The sequence below is a fragment of the Wujia sp. genome (assembly GCF_056872695.1).
Window position 1 is genome coordinate 178,958 of record NZ_DBMFCD010000002.1, and the last position, 18,671, is coordinate 197,628.

An 18,671-nucleotide genomic window follows, 5' to 3' on the forward strand; every position below is an offset into this window, starting at 1 on the left:
AACTACTGAAAAAATCTCGCATCTGAATATTTTTCTATAGAAAAATATTCGCGAAGCAGTTTTTATCTATAGAAAAAGTCGCTTTACTCGTTCACACCCATGATCTTCACATAGTCTTCCGTCTTATCTCGCATAATTGTAAGCCCTTGCATCAGTTCTTCCATCGGAAGTCGGTGTGTAATCAACTTCTCCGGATGCACACGCCCTTCTGCAAGCGCACGCACCACATAATGCCAGTCATCATCCTCACTGCCGGTAAAGGACGAATTCCACGTACCGGATACGCGAAGCTCATTCCGCAGGATCTTCCAATACACCGCTTTCGGAAGCGTCATGTCTGAATATGGATTCCCAACAAATACAATACTACCACCCGGTGCAGAAAGTTCTACCGCGTGCTGTACCGTCTCGTTTTTCCCGACACATTCAAAGAACAGATCCATTCCGGCACCATCCGTCCGTTTCATAAGCCAGGTAGCGGCATCTTCCTTTCTCGAATCGCAGAAATTCTCCTCTGGAATGCCCAGTTCCCCGACATGGAGCTTCTGTGCATCTTTATTTCCGATCACATATAAATCCTTTACACCTGCATCCTTCAGGAACATCGTAAGAAGCAGTCCAATCGTTCCAAGTCCCCAGACAGCAACCCGGCACTTCGAAATATCTCCCGCCAACACCATGCCCTTCCGCATCGCATGTACAGAAACCGCCATTGGCTCCAGCATAGCCGCCTGCTCGTAAGTCACGTCCTCCGGCAACTCAAGCAGGTTCTTCTCCGGCACTGCCACATACTCCGCAAAACCGCCATCACACCGGGAACCAAGATAATTATAATTCCGACACATCTGGTACTGTTTCTTCTGACACGGTCCGCACGTCCCACACGGAATCAAAGGAAATATACCAACCGGTTTACCCTGCCATTTCGCATCCACATCCGTTCCACACGCACAGACCTGTCCGGAAAACTCGTGTCCGATAATAATCGGATGCACATGCGCCCCTGTCACAAAGGCACGGGGAATATCCGAACCACAGATCCCCGCTGCCTTGACCGCAACCAAGACTTCATCTGATTTTGGCTGTGGTTTCTCCGTCTCTTCATATGTCATATTGTTCGGGTTATGTAATATCCATGCTTTCATATGTGAGGTCCTCCTTTGTCTACACCAACATCACACGTCCGGTATGCATGATCTTATAATCCTCCGCATGATGCATAAAATATAGCGTCTCCAAATTCTCTCCTAAATAACCGATATAACGATCTGCTCGCTCCCAGCCCTTCGGATCCGACAGTTCTTCTGTCCGCTCCAAAATCGGGAACAACCATGCACAGTAATCTCGAAGCACCTCTTTCTTCGCCAGAAGGATATTATAATTGTACATATAATTTCCCTTGAAAATCCGATGATAGGTCTCCATATATTCCGGATGCAGTTCTTCAAGTGCCTGCACCATCGCATCCCAGTCCGAAGTTTTCACATACCGCTCATGATGCTCGAATATATCCGGTTCACACATCGTTGGATATGGCAGCACCACATCCACATCATATGCGGCAAGGTATGCCAGCTGTGCATCGTTGATATCCAACAGCCTGCGGTACTGATATACGCCGACATATGCATCTGAGGAAGGTGCATGTATCCCAATGACTTCGGATGTATACGCAGTTCCCACATGTGCTCCAGCCAGCCGGTTCTTCCAGATCCAGTAAAGTGCCGTCAGCTCACAATAATTCACATTCTTTGCCGAGATATTCTCTCCGATATCATCCGTCAGTGCCGCGACTCTCTCATCCGTCAACGTGGCTCCAACCTGAATCGGCTGTACCCATGCAGGAACCGGGTAATCGGTCTGCACCTGCTTGTCCCGGTAAAACTTCGCCATATAGCAATTTGCTTCCGGCAACGCCTTAGCAAATGTGCGCTCCTTCTCATCCTGCACGGTCACAGAAAGCATCGGTGCTACACCGCCCGGCAATACCGGGAATCTGCCCTGCTTCGCATAATACGCGCCCATCAGCTCTGCCTCCAACTCCCAGGTCATACAGATATGATTATGAAATCCCTGTTCATCCAGGAAATCTACGATTTTCATCTGAATGTCCTGCGGCGTCGCGATCAGGATACAGATCTCTTTGTCTGTCAGTTCCGCAAGCTCATAGACATGCAGATTATTTAACGTAGACGGATTCCCCTTCCGCGAAGTCACCACGAAGCCTTCCACATGAATATCCGGATGAATGGTCTGAATCGCTTGGGAAGCGCCAAGTGCAAGACTTTTGGCGCCGAAGATTATTAAGTTGTGGGGGAAAGCGGTTTTTTCCATTCCTTTATTCTCCAATTATAATATTCTTCTTAATGCTTCAATTAAATGTTTGTTATCCTCTCTTGTGCGTATAGCAACGCGGATATATTCTTTTCCATTCTTAGTTTTTGAGGTCACATCCTTAATTAAGATATTCTCACGAAGCAAATCCACAGCAATCCTGTGACTAGAATTCTCACGAACCTCACACAGAATATAATTTGCTTGTGATGAAAAGACTTCCAATTGTTCAAACTGTTCCAAAGATTCAATCAATTCTTTCCTTGCAAATCTTAGATCTTCCAATGATTTCTCGTACTCTTTTTTATATTTTTCAAATATCTGCATAAAAAATTCAGCAAAAGAGTTTATATTCCAAATAGTAGCTTTTGTTTTTAATTTCGAGATTATTTCACAATTTCCACTTGCAAGAACACCTAAGCGAAGCCCTGGAATCCCATATGATTTTGAGATACTTTTCACAACATATAAATTATCATAAGCAACTAATATATCCTCTGTAATTAGTGTATTATCTGTTTCGTCAGCAAAATCAACAAAACTTTCATCTATAATAATATGTATATTTCTCTCCTTCGCCCACGTTAGTATCCTTAATACATTATTATGCGAAATATAATTTCCACTCGGATTATCCGGATTAATAATAACTAAATTATTCACTCTATTTTTGTCAAAAAATGCAATTACGTCATCTGCCGTATAACGAAATCCCTCAGAACTGCTTGAAAATTCAACAATATTTCCATTATATCTATTTCTATATTCCTCAAATGTAGGAGTTATAATTCCTAAAGTTCCCTCTAACAATTCCGTTAGTTCCTTTATAAGCTCCGCAGCTCCATTTCCAACAACAATATGTTCCTGTCTAATACCAAAGTTTTTTGCCGCAAGCAAAGAATTAACCCGCATTCCGGAGGGATATTGTTGTAGCAACGGTGCAAAGTTTGACTTTAACTCTCCCATCATCTTTACGGATGGGAAATATGGATTAACCAAATAGCAAAAATCCAAAAGCGATGGATATCTCCAATATCCTCCATATCTGGATGTAATTAAATCATACTTTTTATCCAACGATTCTTCAAATATACTCGAAGCAATATCCAAATCCTGAATATCATCAATCTCATACCACTTCTGCCCTGTTAACCGTTTTGCCTTCATTTCACAATGCTCCAGCATCGCAATTAATTTAATAACAGATTCATAATATTCATTTACTCCCATTGCCTTAAAATAAGCCTCCAAAAAAGGAATATAAACCTCAGAAGCAAATGTCTTACTAAATTTATATATATTCACAGTTTTATAATAATTCTCTTTTTCTTCAAATCGCAGGTACTTTCCCGGTATAAAGTCTACAATTGAATCATCCGAATCCAGTTCCATACACGTCCCATCCATCCAACTTGCAAATTTATCAACCAACGCGAGTGAATTTCGCGGATCCTCCAACAACAAGTCAATTGCTGCTTCTTCAAAGATAATATCCGATTCTAACAGCAAAGTATCCTCCGATTGCAAATATTTTTTTGCAAGTAGTAGTGAATATATATTGTTTGTTTTATCAAAATTATCATTCTCTACAAACACAATTGGAGTCTGGATGTCCAATCCACAAACAAATTCAATTAATCCCTGCTTTTTATAACCTGTCACAATCACAATTCTGGATAATTTCTTCCTATCCAGAATCTTTAGTGTACGTTCAATAAGTGGAACTCCGTTTATTTTTACCATACATTTTGTGTTATCCCGCGTCAGCTCATGCAATCTTTTCCCCATACCTGCTGCTAAAATAATTGCTTGCATTTTTTTACTCCTCTTCTACGTCCCCTACATCAGATGGAAAGCCCTTCCAATCCGGATACTCATGCTGCATATACCGTTCTTCATCCCTCGGGCACATAAACTTTGCGCCTTCATATTCCACTTCCTTTAATGGAAAAATCGCATTTATTGGTATAAAATCTTCTATATTCCATAACCCTCTATAAATAAAACTATCTATTCCGGGAAGAACCTTACCCGTTGGCTCTTTACTAACGATGCCTTTATTCTCTATTTGATTATAGCAATAATCAAACCAATCTTTCATACTTGGTGAATTTTTCTTCACTATAAAAGCATCGCTAACATAAGACGCATATTCTTGAATTGTTAAATCTTCTCTGTAATAATCAAAAGCAAACAACTCTAATTCAGTCACCACATCCTCATTGTCCATAGTGCAAATACGAATAAAATCCGGAAATACCAGAAGAAAATAATTTTTCCCAACCGCAGTTTTTACCTCTCCCCATGTATCATATGGACTAATATCCGATTTATTGATTTCATCTTTTAATGTTTTTACGCCTGGAATAAATACAGTTGAATATTTCTTGAAAAAAAACATTAATTTATATACATCCTCACGCATAATTCCAAAATCAATATCATCATCCCATGGAATAAATCCATTATGCCGCATCCTTCCAATCAGTGTACCGCTTGTAATCCAGCACGAAACAGGACAATGCTCATCAAGAAAGCTCAAAGCCTTTACCACTCTGTTTTGAACTAACATTTGCTTTTCTCTCAATTTACCCGTTGCCGGGCTCATATGGTAAATACTTGCATGTCTTTTAAAATAATCCACACGCCTTTTTTCCTTATTTAGTCTTGTATGCAGATATCGGATCATATATGTATTTCTTACTTCTTTACTCCTTAAACTTTCAAGGATTTCAAAATCTATATGTTCCTTTGTCTCAAATCCCGGGAGTTCCTTTGCCACCACATAATCGCAGACGCCATCCCTGTCAAGCTGTTCTGCCAATTGCTCAGCATTATGTCCATTTACCCCAAGTACAAGTAGCACTTCCTCTGTTTGTACAAGATTTATAAGTTCCTGATAACTTATAATCTCATGTCCTTCGACCGATTGTCCAATTACATTTGGGTTATTGTCACAAAAATAGTTTACAACATCCGCTCCCAAAAAATGTAACGTCCTTTTACCTACATTTCCACAACCAAATATAACCGTGTACATATATGTCCTCCATTTATGTGCAGATACCAAATGCCTTCATAGTAGCATTACTCATAACAAGCTCTTCATCCATTACCTGAATCTTATCTTCTGATACCTTTTGTTTTAAATAATCATAAATTGCTTTTCGAGTTCGTGCAAATGAACAAGTAATTACAATATGTTCATACTGTAATGTCTCAATCATATCCGGAGCTTCGGCAGGAATACCCTGTCTGCAAAGTTCTTCCCAATTCCGATCAACCAAAGCTACAACTTCACAAAATCCTGTCCTCTGTATCCATGAATATAAACGCTGACCATATAACCCAGCTCCATACAAAATAATCCGACTTCCCTTTTTCACATGTGGATATGGGTACAAGTATGGTAGCTGTTCCATATTCTCATATAAGATATCTGCACGAGGAAGCATAAGAAACAGCACATATTCTTTCCACTGTTCTCTCAAATCATAAATATCTGCATATTTCTTAAATAATCGATTACCCTCATGATATAATAATTGAAACCGTTCTCTTTCTTTTGCCGAATCACCCTGCTGATGCACCATTGAGGTTGGGGTTTGACGATAATGATAAAGACATTCATCTAATATATATATACTATTCGCCTTAAGTAAATACGGATATATACATAATGCATCATCCCCCATTGTGATTCTGATATCTACATCTGCATGCATTCTTTTTAAAAGTTCTTTCTTAAAAAGCTTATCCCAAAGTCCCGGAAAAATACCCCACTGAAAAAAAGATGTATTCACAATCATATTAGGATATATTTCTTCAATCATTTTATTTTTATCATAATAGCCAACTAAAAATCCATGATTTACGGAAATACTTGTGCTGCCTGTATCTTCTCGTCTTCCACACATTGATACATCTGCATCGTTTATCATCAACGATTTATATAATCGTTCTATCATATTTGATTCCAACCAATCATCTGCATCGGCAAATGCTATATATTCCCCTTCCGCATTTTCAATGCCAATATTTCTCGCATAAACAGCCCCATGATTTTCTTGATGAATAGTCAAAATTCTTGAATCGGCTTCTGCATATGTATCACATATTTTTGAAGATTTGTCCGTTGATCCGTCATCCACCAGTATGATCTGCAAATTTTTATAAGTTTGGGATACGATGCTGTCAAGGCATATAGGCAGATACTTCTCTGCATTATAAACTGGAACAATTATCGAGATTTTGTCCATATCCTATCCTCTTTTTTTCAATTGCTTTTTATAATTATCCATTGTTTCCTGAATCACCTTCAAATATGAGTCCTTATATTTTTTGTCTGGTTCCAAATAATTACCTTCTCCCCATTCATTCCACGCATTAATAAACAAATATTCGTTATCTTCCTCCACCGTCTTCTGTATATTTTTCAAAAGATACTTTTTAAAATTGTTCGGATTTGCCCCTCTTGTTATAATCCCCTTTACCCCTCTTCTCGGAGAGTCGTCAAAGTTAATAAATACAGCTCTATATTGCCCCTTACTATGTTTGCTTTCCAACATCTTTTTATTGATTTTATTGTACGAGATTGTCTTCATAGCAAATCGATTCAAAATACATTTTTTATTATCATGTGGCGTCAGCCATGTTACTTGTCTCAGCATTTCCGCTTTTGTTCTATTTGGCTCAAAATCTACGGATCCATTTACCCATATACTTTTATCCACGTGTTCCCTGTGCATATTCATTGAAATAATATAAACACCATCAAAACCATCTTTCTTTGCACGCATATTCCAATATTGAATCATTTCATTAAATTCTGGTATATTTTTTAATCGATATATTAATAATACTGGTCGGTTTTGATTTTTTATATATCTGTCATCCCTAAAATAATCTAAAAAATATAAATAATGCTTTTCCCATTCCTCTTCTCGTCCATAAGTTTGCGGTATCAGTATTTCTTTCTCTCCACCAGCTCCATGCCACGTTTTCGTCCATGATTCATTTGCCCACGCCATACAGTAATTTATATGTACAGTTTTATCATTTAACAAATTATATATAGGTTTTTCTAATACCATCCTTCCTTCAAACCAATAATGATAAAAACAAAACCCATATATCCCTGCCTTTGTTGCTAATTGTGCCTGCCACCGAATTACTTCTTCATCTAATAAATTATAATAATTATCATTAAATGGTTCTCTTGGCTGATAATGCCCCCAATATAATGGCTTACTTTTTTTTACGTTTGTCCATTCAGTAAACCCCTTTCCCCATGCATCATTATTTTCAGGGATTTCATGAAACTGAGGTAGATAAAAAGATATCAAATTCATAACTTATACACTCCACACAACTTCTTCCAACGACACAATTGGATAATTTACTTTTTTTTCTAGTTGATGCTTGATATTTTCATATGCATAAAAAGGTGTCACAACTATTACATCTGCTTTCGGCAATTCTTCCGATATATCATACACATCTCTAATTCGAGAAATCGTGCAACTTACATCTCTATCAACACCATAAATCACTCTAATAGGACTATCCTCTAAATCTTCCATCAGTCGATTTGCCAATTCAGCCATGCCATATATGGCGATATTTTTATACCCTTTCCATTCAAAGTACATAGAAACACTTTTTCCAAGGTTTTTTATTTCCAACCAATGATTTAATAAATAATAATTATCCAGCAATTTATCTTTTTCATCCAATAATATTTTATTTCTTTTTAGCTTTCCCGTCATAATTGCTCCCTAAATATCCACAACTCAGCTATTTTTCAAAAAGTCTGCTATATTAATCTTTTTTTTACATCCCGTAATATTGCATTTTTTAATATCAATACCCATAACTGTATTGATTAATAAATCAACTTTTTCCTTATTTTGATCAGGATGTATACATTCATACCCCTTTACATAATAAACATTTCTATCTAAAAAAGTATAAACATTATATCCTTTCTCTCTCAATACTTTAGCCAACACTAACCCTAATTCCCCCGCTCCATATATTCCTATTTTTGCATTACATTCTGTTAAATATCTTTCCAATTTTTTTCTTAAGCTCTGATCATTTAATAATATTCTGTATAGTTTATTATTACAATTTTCTTTATATATTTGTTGATTGAAATTTCTAATCAATCTCTCTTCATATCCTTTTATATATTCTTTAAGATTATACATTAAATAGATTTTTTCATAATCAACATTATTCAATCTACGCATGTTTAAGAAAATGAATTCTAATTTACTTAAACGATCCATTTCTGGATACAATTTCATAATATAAACTATTGTTAAAATTTGCTCACGCCACTTACTATTAACCCCTGTATTTTTTTTATAATCCGCAATCAATAAACATTCATCAACAAATCCAATCTCGAAGTTTTCTGCTACTCGCATCACAAATTCCCAGTCTTCAAGACTATGTAATTCCTCACAGAACATACCTACTTTGTTCAAAACCTGCTTCTTTACCAAAATTGTTGGTGTCCCAATCTTATTAACTTTCCATAATGATTCAAAAATATCCCCTTCTAAATCTTTTGTATCACAATCCAACGAAGGAATATATTTTTCAATCGCTGTTGTCACATAAGCATACCTACAATAAACTAAACCATATTCTCCTTGATCCATTTTTCTTATTTGCTTGTCAAGCTTGTCTTCTTTCCACACATCATCTGCATCATTAAATGCAATCAAATCACATTTGGACTCTAAAACACCTTTATTTCTAGCAGCCGATACACCTCTATGGTTACATTGAATAACCCTTATTCTGGTGTCTTTTTCTTGATAACTCAAACATATTTCCACACTTTTATCCGTTGATCCATCATCAACAATTATTAACTCCCAATTATGATATGTTTGATTCCTAATACTTTCAATACTATCTGCAATTGTGTCTTCATTATTATACACCGGAATAATAACACTAACCTTTTTCATTTTCGTCTCATTCACTCCAATTTTATATCAAAAATGTATCACCATTTACGCACTTTTATATATCTTCTTCCTCTAACTCTAACTAACCTATTTTTCAATTCTCTATATTCATTCCCATACCATATCTCTTTAATCGTTTGTGTATTCTTCCTCGTGACGTTAATATTTCTTGAGATTTTCTTAGAACACCAGTAATCTTTCTTCTAAAAATTTTTATTATTCTCGCAAAGTCCGACAATTCCGAACAATCTGCTATATATTACTCAACGTTGTATACTGGTATAATGCTTATACTTTTCCCCTCAACTATATACTGTACAATATTGATCAACACCTTCGGATTGTAAAAGTTCTACCACTTCATATATTTTATCCGTACCAACGCCAATCATAATTTGATATTTTTCCTTTTTACTTATCATATCCTCAATTGATATAATCGGAATACCATTCTTTGTGTTTCCTATTTTTTTCACATCTTTATCTGCATAAAACATAATTAAGTCCTTATTTTGGGAATAGGCTAAATCTCCAACTTTTCCCGCTCCATAAACTATTATTTTCTTTTCCTTCTTAAATTTAACGTCATTATTTAAAAAAGGAATATACTTCAAAAAGATTTCCCTTAAATCACATTCTCTATATCCAGCCTCAAGGAACTCATAATATAACATACATAATACATCAGGCGAGTCTTTCATCTTTTCAACAATTTTATAAATATATTCCCAACGAAGTCTTAACAATTGTCTTCTAATTTCATGCTTTCTAGTTGAAGTCAAATTACCAGCATGCGCTCTATATATATACAATGTTTTATTAATATGTCCGATTGTACCATAGTAAAATAAAATCCGAAGCCAGTACTCATAATCTTCAACCAAAAACATATTCTCGTCATATATTCCAATTGTATTTAGTACCTGTTTTCGATACATAAAACAAGCCCCTACACAATCATTTACATACATTTTTGTATCGTTGTATTGCTCACATGACGTTATAAACTGATTATTTGCATCTATTATATCCATATCTGCAACAACCATTTGCTCGTCACCATGATTGTCCAAATAATTTACCATTTCTTCAATTGCTTGCGGTAAATAATAATTATCATCTGATGTCCATGTATAATACTCCCCTTTTGCAGAGTCAAATCCTATATTCAAAGAAGCAGGCAATTTTTTATTTATACCATTATGAATTAGTTTTATCCGCGCATCTAAATTTGCATATTCTTGTACAATTACGGGAGTAGAATCCGTAGAACAGTCATTTACAATAATCAATTCCCAATCTTGAAATGTCTGATTAATAACACTTTCAATAGATTCTCGAATATACTTTTGTCCATTATATGTTGGTAACACAATTGACACCTTCGGCATAATTATTCTCCTTAAATACTTTCTGAATTATATCTACGATTCGTTTAGATGCATTTCCATCTCCATATGGATTCATAGCATTACTCATACTCGTATAAGCATTAACATCACTAAGTAGTTTTTCTGTTTCTAACACAATAGCATTCTCATTCGTTCCTACTAGTTTTAAAGTACCCGCTTCAACCCCCTCAGGGCGTTCTGTTGTATCCCGCATAACCAGAACGGGTTTTCCTAATGCCGGTGCTTCTTCCTGAATCCCACCACTATCGGTAAGAATCAAATAACTTCTATCCATAAAATTATGGAAATCATATACGTCCAGAGGTTCTATCAGCTTTATTCGATCGCAACCTTCAAACATTCGATTCGCGATATTTCTCACTTTTGGATTCTTATGTATCGGATAAATAACTTTCACATCCTTATTGTTTTCCACTATCATTTTTACTGCTTCAAATATATGTTCCATCGGTGTTCCAATGTTCTCACGCCTATGAGCAGTTAATAAAATTATCTTACTTCCTTTACACCAGTCAAGAACATCACTCTGATATTCTTCCGATACAGTTGTCTTTAACGCATCAATTACGGTATTCCCCGTTACGAATATCTTATTTTCATCTTTTCCTTCGTTCAATAATTGTTTTTTCGCCTGTTCTGTTGGAGCAAAATATATATCTGTAATCAGATCAACGGCCTGTCGATTAAATTCCTCTGGATACGGGGACTGCATATTATATGTTCTCAAACCTGCTTCCACATGTCCTATCGGAATGTGATGATAAAACGCAGATAGCGCAGCCGCAAAAGAACTTGAAGTATCTCCATGCACCAGTACTAAATCCGGTTGTTCTTTCTCAAAGACAGAATCCAAGCCATTCAATACATCCGATGTAATCATACTTAAGGTTTGATTCTGCTTCATAATCTGCAGATTATAATCCGCCTGAATATCAAACAAATCCATAACCTGTTGCAACATTTCTTTATGTTGCCCCGTCAAGCAAACTTTACATTCAATTTCTGGTCTTTTATTTAATTCTTTTATCACCGGACACATCTTAATTGCTTCTGGTCGTGTACCGAAAATAGTAATAATCTTCATATTACTTTACCATTCCAATCCAAGCATAAAATAATCCATTTGCTTCATTATCATCAAAACTAATCTGCTTTTCTACGTGAACTTCTGAACAATATTCTTTTATTATTTGTGTTAATTCATGTTCATCAAACCATTGTTCCCAATCGCCAATATCAAAATAGCCATACATCTCTTTATTCTTATCTATTATGACGATTATTCCGCCTGTTTTTGTCACTCTCGCCATCTCGCTGATTGCTCGTTCTGTATCAATAGCATGTTTCAAAGCTTCACATGTATATACAATATCAAAACTATCATCTGCATAGGGTATATTTGTTAAGTTTCCCTGTTGCTTTTCTACTCCTGTTAATTCCGAAAAATACTTCATAACATTCGTCGATAAATCAACGGCATAATAACTGTTCTTCGGAAAATCAACAACCAGGTGTTTTAGATATCTACCCTTTCCACACCCTAAATCAAGTATGTTCAATGGACTTTTCTGGTCCTTTCCCTCTATTGCATTTTTTATTACTTTATATCTTCCATCATCCTCAGAAATCTCATTACAGAATATACTTGCCGTATTCTGGAATTGGCAAAGATTCTTATAATACAAAGAATCTAAAAAATATTTATTTGCCCAACTTATTTCCTGATTTGGGAAATAAGTGTTTGTTTCCTCAGGATTATCCTCAGAAATATAGCTTCCAAACCATCCGCCTGATTCATTTTGTAATTTACATGCATATTCAAAAGCTTTATTTCCATGTTCTTCATCGCCAAGGCGAAACCATATTAACGACAACTGAAATAACCCCGTAGAGCAAACCCAATCCACATTGTTATACGCAGGAACTGCCCCACTTGTTTTCTGATACTTCTCAATATTTTTCATTGCTTGTCTCGCCATATCAACTTCGCCAAGATCAAGCATAGCTTCAACTACATAAGCATAAAAATGAGAAAGCAAACTAAAGTTTAATATTTTATTTTCATATCGCCTTTTGTAATATTCCAATGAAAGATGTGCTTTTTGGATATACTCATCATTATCCAATCTTTTTCCAGCTTCAATAATAGGACTTAGACAATATGTATGAATTAACTCTGAACAAGTATCTTCGTCACTTCCCCAACAAGTCTCATCTGGTGTTACCAATCGTCCCTCTGATGTCATACAACTTAATATCCAATTAACTCCATCTCTAATTGCTTTTTCCAAATGGTTCTTATCCGGATAAATATCCCATATTGCGAGCAAACCTTTTAGTATTTGAGCTGAATCAAAAATATAAGCCGATTGATCATCGGTATCATACCATGAACCATCCGTCTTTTGGATGTCCATAAGCCAATTTGCATACTGTACCGCCAAGTCTCTATACCCCCAACGGATTAACGAAGGAATATAATATCCTGTAACCTCTGGATATGGTTTTATTAAAGTAGAATTATTAACAATTCCTAAATTATTTAATGTGTGCATTTTAATCCAACACATATTTTTCTTATATATTTGTATAAAATCAGGTCTAGATAATATCTTTTGTTTTGTAATAGATTGCTGAATCTCCTTTAATGATATATATCTTGTTATTCCCACTCGTTCCAATTGCACCTGAATTTCTTTATAATACAAATCAGAAACAGCTATTACAATCACGTGATCTCTTATTTTCAATAATGCTTGCTCAAAGGATATAATTTGAATTCCATCCAACAATGCACCTTGTTTATTAAAATCATTGTCTATAAAAAATGCAATATTTTCATTTCCTAATAATTGCAATGCACGTTGCCCATAATTTCCCGATCCAAAAATCACATATACCGCTTTTTTATCCATTGTACTACTCCTCATATTTTCTATATGGCAACACCTTTTTTGACTGTTCCGCAACAGAGATTCTACTATTATTCCAATCTTCTAATGAGCACCCTGTACACCACGAACAGGCTTTTGGCATCATATTTTCATGGTTTAAATACTGTATTATTTCTCCCTTAGCATCCTCATCATAAATATTTATATAACAATCCCTTGCATGTTTTGGTAATGCATCTAATAATATTAAGGATTTTAAATTACAGCACAAATAAAATTTCCCCTGATCAACTACCCTACACAAAGTTACACAACCTGATTTACGAAGTTCCAATAATTGTTCATTCGTTTTTGATTGAGAAGCTGGAACATATTGCTGAACATACGACCACCATTTAATATCTAGAACCGTATATTTTATTCCATAAGAATTTAAATAATCTATTAACTCATCAATTTTTTTACTTTTTTCTCCATAATTTGAGATTTCAACAATCAAATTATGCCTAGCTAATTCTTTTAAGGTTTCTTGCGATGGCAACACTGTCCCGTTCGTTACTACCCGAACCATTCCGACTTTTTGTAAAGTCAATTTGTTTTGAAATATTGCTTTGACAATCTTTGCCAAATCTCTATATAAAAAAGTTTCTCCCCCTATCAACATTATGTCATCTGTCCAATCTATTAGTTCCATGATTCTATTATAATCTTTTATAACTGTGTCAGAATCAATATCTGATGGGTGTTCAAAATACTGCATCATATTACAGCAATTTTTACACCTCAGTGTACATCTTGATGTTAAATCCAATTCTAATCTTTTTAATACTATATGTTTTTTCCCCCATATATCATTTACAATTTCTTTGCGACTTGGACCTTCAATTTCCAGAAACGAAACACTTGGTAGCAATTTTGAAAAATATACCATTTTTTTTGCTTTAACATATGTCCCCGCATCTCCATCCCCTAACAATTTATATATGCTTTCTAAATCTAAATTTTTAACTATATCATTTTTATCAATATTGCTAATTTCTAAATCATCAATTTTTTTAATATTATCCTGTGTATATCCAATATTTTGCAGCTTTTTTTTTATTACATCATAGTGCTTTTCAGAGCAAACTACAACTTTTGTATCTGAAACAAATCTAGGTGTTTCAATTTTTACATTTCCATATTTTTTTCCATGAAGATAAACATTATTATCAAAAAAACCTACAATATTCTTTCCTATTTTGTTTAATCTATGATAATTAATTATACTATTTAACGTAAATGGACATATTATTATTTTTTCCATATTAACTCCTTTTTTTTCTACAAAGATAAAGTGTCCTAGTTTCTTCTGGCGTAGATTTTTCTATATCAATTATTTCAAAATCCTTTTTTAATGCTCTTTCAAAATTTTCTTTTGTGTACCATTCAAACCCTGTTTTTAAAAAATCAGTTATATATTTGTCGGTCTGCTCTACAAACTCAATAATCAGATATTTACTCGTAAACAACAAAATTTGGCTAATTATTTCATCGAACGTTAATTGCTGTGCAAACGCAAGATGATGAACAACTGCAAATGCCAACACCATTTCCGATTTAAAACGACTTGTTGCCTTTTCTCTCCAAGGAATAATTCCTGTCTCGCCTATCATCTCATCACGATAATAATCCAATGTCGGTGCGCATAAGGACATAGTAATTGGGATAACATTTTTTATTTTCAAATTTCTAATCTTATCCCACAAATAATCTACACAATTATAATCCATGTCAATTATAACCGAATACTTTGATTTTTCATGTAAATACGATCCATACCATCCCATATTTCCTGCTAAATCAGTTATTGTCTCCGGTTGAGTTTTTTCTATCATTGCGATTGCATTTTTCATTTTTGTAGACCATTTATTCTGATCTGTTGACCACTCCCATTCATCATTTTGATATCCATCCCAGCGTGTTTTTTTCTTAACAGAAGAAAAATGTTTTATGCAATTTTTTATTTTTTTTATAAATTCTGATATATCATTCTGTGTAATCGTTCTAATAGCTTGATTATACAGCCCCCTAATTTCATTGATTTCTTCTGAACTTAAAAACCCCTGAATGTCAGCTAAAGTAAATTGAAGCCCCATATTTTTTAAGAGAAGATATGCCTTTTCCATCTCTTTTTTTGAAAACAAGACAAGAGGAATTAAATGTGTATTTATAAACTCAATCAAAGTATTTCTATTTGTAACCCCTAATTTTAACGCTCCAAAATCTAAAAATATAAAATTTCCCTTTGAGACAGTCGCATTCAATGCATGTCCATCGCACAAACCTAAATCAGCCTTTGATAGTTCATATAGCATGTCTGTCATAAATAATGTATAATCCAAAAACATTTTTGGAGACCACTCAAAGCAATAAGAAATTGGTGTCACAAAGTCATGCTCTAGAACAAGATTGTATGGCAACCCATACGTATTTCCCGAACACGCTGTATTAACAATATATTTATCAAATAATTTTGCATCTCGACATCTTTCATATATTTTTTTATATCTATCTACACTTTCATCACTTACACATCTTAAAATAAAATCCTTATTTTCTATTCTTATAAGTCGCGATGATGGATCAAAGCTTTTTATCGGATTTGCTAATTGGGGTAAATCTACATAGCCAGAGACGTGCCCTGGTACTGCCGATCCCATAGGCAACAACTCATGTGCGAAGAAAAAGTTTTCATTATATATAAATCCCATGCTTTGAAGTTGATTAAAAATATCTGCTGTAAATTTTTTATTTGATACAGAAATTATAATATTTTCACCAGAATATTGCATGGATTCCAAATAATGTGGTGAATAAATTTTAATGTTATTTATTATTTGTCCCCATTTTTTCTCATCATTGTCAATAATACAACTAAACTCAAAAATACCTTTACTTTTATTTAGTAGTTCTTCTGCATTTTTCCCAGCACCAAACATAATATATTTATCCATTTTTTCCTCCTGCTTTGTATATTCACATTACTTTATTATTTCATCTATAAATCCTGGAAGTAAACAAATTTCGTTTTCATAATTTATAAGATGATATATATCATTGCTTTTTTTGATTTGTTCAAGAACATCCGATTCCAAAATGAGTTCTTTAACTATTATTTTATCATCAGATATTTTTATCAAATGATTTTCCGTATCAATTCCTATCTCATATTTATTATGATAATTTATCCATGTCCCAAATTTCCATTGCGGTTTTGATACGGTACTTATTTTTTCTGCAGTATTGGTATATTTTCTTAAATTAATTTCATCGTCAATAATCATCCACGTATTTTCATTAATTGAATCAACGATAACGTTATTATTGATACATTCGAAAAGACAAGCATCTCCCATATCTAATTTACTTGTTTTTTTTATATAATATTTTTCTGGAGATAAAAGTAACAAATGTCCCTGATTGGAATTGTATAAACAAAGTTCATCCCTTGTTTTACATATTTGTGAAAATCCATCTTCTTTCGTATTTATGTCTATCTTATTCCATTTTTTCCTATCAAAATCATATTCCATCAAAAAATTCATATTCCAAATGACACAAATCAGTTTTTGATTATACTCACAAAAATCATTTATACATAGTTGTTCTTGATTATACTTTTTCCATTCAGCAAGATATTCAACTTCATGTGTTTCCAAATCAAAAGATACCATTTTATGATACTTATATGGTACAAAATATAATTTGTTTTCTTTTTCTGAGCAACCGCAAAACATATTCTGACGGGGATTTTCAATAGGAATAGATGTAAATTGATCATTTCCAATTGAATAAATTATTAATTCTCTCGCATTATTAGGAATCAAGAAAATATCCGACCCTTTTTGATAAATTGCCTTAAACAAGGCCCGAGGAACCTTACCTTCAAAGTTACACGGAATAACTCTTGCCATCGTAATTTTATCAATTTTAAAATCATATTTCATAAGCAATGGCAATGTTCCATGTGCCATCCAAATTTCCTCATCATTTGCGCACATCGCAAGAGTATTTATCGACATTTCATATTTCACTTTATTAACATCATTCATACCATTGTTCTCCTTATAAAAAAGGCCAACTCCGCGCACAATCTCACAGAATCAGCCTTGTTATATCTCATCCGACCTCCATGTCATGAATCACGATACATCTATATGATATATCGACATTTTACATATAATGCTTAACCAACAAACGCCGGAGAATTCGATATCTTCTCCAGCGCTTGTGCACATATCTATAAACTTATATCTAATATTTTCGATCTTCCCGAAACCGTTCCAGATCCCCCTGTGTTGTGATCTTATAATTATTCTCATCGCCCGGAATCATCGCGATCTGCATACCTGCCAGTATCGCAGGCTCCGAGGATCCGTTGATTGCATAGATTTTCTCCGGGAGCAGTGCTTTGCATGCTTCATAGTAAGGTGCGTACGCAAAAACCTCCGGTGCCTGCCCGGCGAAAAGTTCTTCTCTGCGAAGCGTACTAGTGATTATCTTTCCATCCTCACTTCGATAGATGGTATCCTTCATCGGAAGTACCGGCATTACACCATCTTTCCCTGGTAACGCCACAAAGCAATCGCTTATTATCTGCATCGTCAGATTCGGTCTCGCAGCATCACAGATCATGACATTGACATCTTCGGACACTATGCGTCCTGTTCTAATATCCTCTTCAATATCTTCCAACGCATGCAAGATAGATAGTTGCCGGTTGTCTCCCGGCTCGGAATATCCCATGAATATTTCTTTCCAAGTCGAGGCTGTCAGGTGTTTTCGGATATCTGCTTCGATATCGTCCTCCCACATATCTGCACAGACTATCCGTATTTCATCGATCTCCGGCGCCTGCACACAGGTTGAAAGCACATATGTCAGAATCATCTTATCATTTACTTGTATATACTGCTTCGGGATATCCGCGCCAAGTCTGGTTCCGGTTCCTCCTGCTAATATAATTGCAATGTTCATAGTATTATCCTTTTCGCGTAGAATAC

15 protein-coding genes are annotated in these 18,671 nt (G+C 34.8%); all 15 read right to left on the reverse strand.

All coding sequences use genetic code 11. The features are described 5' to 3' along the window. Positions 1 to 83: 83 nt before the first annotated feature. The 15 genes from ACZQK9_RS03420 to ACZQK9_RS03490 all read right to left on the reverse strand — a co-directional run bounded on the left by ACZQK9_RS03420 (position 84) and on the right by ACZQK9_RS03490 (position 18,645). Positions 84 to 1,145, reverse strand: a complete 1,062-nt coding sequence (locus tag ACZQK9_RS03420) for a galactitol-1-phosphate 5-dehydrogenase (RefSeq protein WP_483269616.1) — start codon at positions 1,143 to 1,145, stop codon at positions 84 to 86. Positions 1,146 to 1,164: 19 nt separating this feature from the next. Continuing rightward, positions 1,165 to 2,334: a DUF4422 domain-containing protein gene (locus ACZQK9_RS03425; RefSeq protein ID WP_483269617.1), complete on the reverse strand. Its 1,170-nt coding sequence runs from the start codon at positions 2,332 to 2,334 to the stop codon at positions 1,165 to 1,167. Positions 2,335 to 2,349: 15 nt separating this feature from the next. Further along, positions 2,350 to 4,149, reverse strand: coding sequence for an aminotransferase class I/II-fold pyridoxal phosphate-dependent enzyme (locus ACZQK9_RS03430; protein ID WP_483269618.1), 1,800 nt, complete (start codon positions 4,147 to 4,149; stop codon positions 2,350 to 2,352). Positions 4,150 to 4,153: 4 nt separating this feature from the next. Then, positions 4,154 to 5,374, reverse strand: coding sequence for a LicD family protein (locus tag ACZQK9_RS03435; protein WP_483269619.1), 1,221 nt, complete (start codon positions 5,372 to 5,374; stop codon positions 4,154 to 4,156). 13 nt (positions 5,375 to 5,387) lie between these two features. Further along, positions 5,388 to 6,593 carry a glycosyltransferase family 2 protein gene (locus ACZQK9_RS03440; protein ID WP_483269620.1) on the reverse strand — a complete coding sequence of 402 codons (1,206 nt, stop codon included), beginning with the start codon at positions 6,591 to 6,593 and terminating at the stop codon, positions 5,388 to 5,390. A gap of 3 nt (positions 6,594 to 6,596) precedes the next feature. Next, positions 6,597 to 7,685 (reverse strand): glycosyltransferase WbsX family protein, encoded by a 1,089-nt coding sequence (locus tag ACZQK9_RS03445; protein ID WP_249321381.1) that lies wholly within the window; start codon positions 7,683 to 7,685, stop codon positions 6,597 to 6,599. 3 nt (positions 7,686 to 7,688) lie between these two features. Continuing rightward, the gene (locus tag ACZQK9_RS03450; protein WP_249321380.1) at positions 7,689 to 8,102 is read right to left on the reverse strand and encodes a hypothetical protein; all 414 of its coding nucleotides are present in this window, start codon (positions 8,100 to 8,102) and stop codon (positions 7,689 to 7,691) included. Between the two features lie 24 nt (positions 8,103 to 8,126). Continuing rightward, on the reverse strand, positions 8,127 to 9,320 hold the full coding sequence (locus ACZQK9_RS03455; protein ID WP_249321379.1) for a glycosyltransferase: 1,194 nt from the start codon (positions 9,318 to 9,320) through the stop codon (positions 8,127 to 8,129). Positions 9,321 to 9,622: 302 nt separating this feature from the next. Beyond that, positions 9,623 to 10,711 (reverse strand): glycosyltransferase, encoded by a 1,089-nt coding sequence (locus ACZQK9_RS03460; RefSeq protein ID WP_483269621.1) that lies wholly within the window; start codon positions 10,709 to 10,711, stop codon positions 9,623 to 9,625. Then, complete coding sequence (gene wecB / locus ACZQK9_RS03465; RefSeq protein WP_483269622.1) at positions 10,677 to 11,816, reverse strand: non-hydrolyzing UDP-N-acetylglucosamine 2-epimerase; 1,140 nt, start codon at positions 11,814 to 11,816, stop codon at positions 10,677 to 10,679. The genes ACZQK9_RS03460 and wecB overlap by 35 nt, the downstream gene beginning before the upstream one ends. A 1-nt stretch (position 11,817) precedes the next feature. Continuing rightward, on the reverse strand, positions 11,818 to 13,647 hold the full coding sequence (locus ACZQK9_RS03470) for a methyltransferase domain-containing protein (RefSeq protein WP_483269623.1): 1,830 nt from the start codon (positions 13,645 to 13,647) through the stop codon (positions 11,818 to 11,820). Positions 13,648 to 13,651: 4 nt separating this feature from the next. Further along, on the reverse strand, positions 13,652 to 14,932 hold the full coding sequence (locus ACZQK9_RS03475) for a radical SAM protein (protein ID WP_483269624.1): 1,281 nt from the start codon (positions 14,930 to 14,932) through the stop codon (positions 13,652 to 13,654). 1 nt (position 14,933) lies between these two features. Beyond that, the gene (locus ACZQK9_RS03480; RefSeq protein ID WP_483269625.1) at positions 14,934 to 16,622 is read right to left on the reverse strand and encodes a hypothetical protein; all 1,689 of its coding nucleotides are present in this window, start codon (positions 16,620 to 16,622) and stop codon (positions 14,934 to 14,936) included. 27 nt (positions 16,623 to 16,649) lie between these two features. Beyond that, entirely contained in the window at positions 16,650 to 17,720 is a 1,071-nt protein-coding gene (locus tag ACZQK9_RS03485) for a hypothetical protein (RefSeq protein ID WP_483269626.1), read from the reverse strand. A 202-nt stretch (positions 17,721 to 17,922) separates the two neighbouring features. Further along, the gene (locus ACZQK9_RS03490) at positions 17,923 to 18,645 is read right to left on the reverse strand and encodes an IspD/TarI family cytidylyltransferase (RefSeq protein WP_483269627.1); all 723 of its coding nucleotides are present in this window, start codon (positions 18,643 to 18,645) and stop codon (positions 17,923 to 17,925) included. Between the last annotated feature and the right edge of the window lie 26 nt (positions 18,646 to 18,671).

What these genes read in the sequence shown, in the direction of transcription:
- ACZQK9_RS03435 (WP_483269619.1), bottom strand. Translation starts at nt 5,374, where the DNA reads ATGTACACGGTTATATTTGGTTGTGGAAATGTAGGTAAAAGGACGTTA.
- ACZQK9_RS03470 (WP_483269623.1), bottom strand. Translation starts at nt 13,647, where the DNA reads ATGGATAAAAAAGCGGTATATGTGATTTTTGGATCGGGAAATTATGGG.
- ACZQK9_RS03445 (WP_249321381.1), bottom strand. Translation starts at nt 7,685, where the DNA reads ATGAATTTGATATCTTTTTATCTACCTCAGTTTCATGAAATCCCTGAA.
- ACZQK9_RS03425 (WP_483269617.1), bottom strand. Translation starts at nt 2,334, where the DNA reads ATGGAAAAAACCGCTTTCCCCCACAACTTAATAATCTTCGGCGCCAAA.
- ACZQK9_RS03485 (WP_483269626.1), bottom strand. Translation starts at nt 17,720, where the DNA reads ATGAATGATGTTAATAAAGTGAAATATGAAATGTCGATAAATACTCTT.
- ACZQK9_RS03440 (WP_483269620.1), bottom strand. Translation starts at nt 6,593, where the DNA reads ATGGACAAAATCTCGATAATTGTTCCAGTTTATAATGCAGAGAAGTAT.
- ACZQK9_RS03480 (WP_483269625.1), bottom strand. Translation starts at nt 16,622, where the DNA reads ATGGATAAATATATTATGTTTGGTGCTGGGAAAAATGCAGAAGAACTA.
- ACZQK9_RS03455 (WP_249321379.1), bottom strand. Translation starts at nt 9,320, where the DNA reads ATGAAAAAGGTTAGTGTTATTATTCCGGTGTATAATAATGAAGACACA.
- ACZQK9_RS03420 (WP_483269616.1), bottom strand. Translation starts at nt 1,145, where the DNA reads ATGAAAGCATGGATATTACATAACCCGAACAATATGACATATGAAGAG.
- wecB (WP_483269622.1), bottom strand. Translation starts at nt 11,816, where the DNA reads ATGAAGATTATTACTATTTTCGGTACACGACCAGAAGCAATTAAGATG.
- ACZQK9_RS03450 (WP_249321380.1), bottom strand. Translation starts at nt 8,102, where the DNA reads ATGACGGGAAAGCTAAAAAGAAATAAAATATTATTGGATGAAAAAGAT.
- ACZQK9_RS03475 (WP_483269624.1), bottom strand. Translation starts at nt 14,932, where the DNA reads ATGGAAAAAATAATAATATGTCCATTTACGTTAAATAGTATAATTAAT.
- ACZQK9_RS03490 (WP_483269627.1), bottom strand. Translation starts at nt 18,645, where the DNA reads ATGAACATTGCAATTATATTAGCAGGAGGAACCGGAACCAGACTTGGC.
- ACZQK9_RS03460 (WP_483269621.1), bottom strand. Translation starts at nt 10,711, where the DNA reads ATGCCGAAGGTGTCAATTGTGTTACCAACATATAATGGACAAAAGTAT.
- ACZQK9_RS03430 (WP_483269618.1), bottom strand. Translation starts at nt 4,149, where the DNA reads ATGCAAGCAATTATTTTAGCAGCAGGTATGGGGAAAAGATTGCATGAG.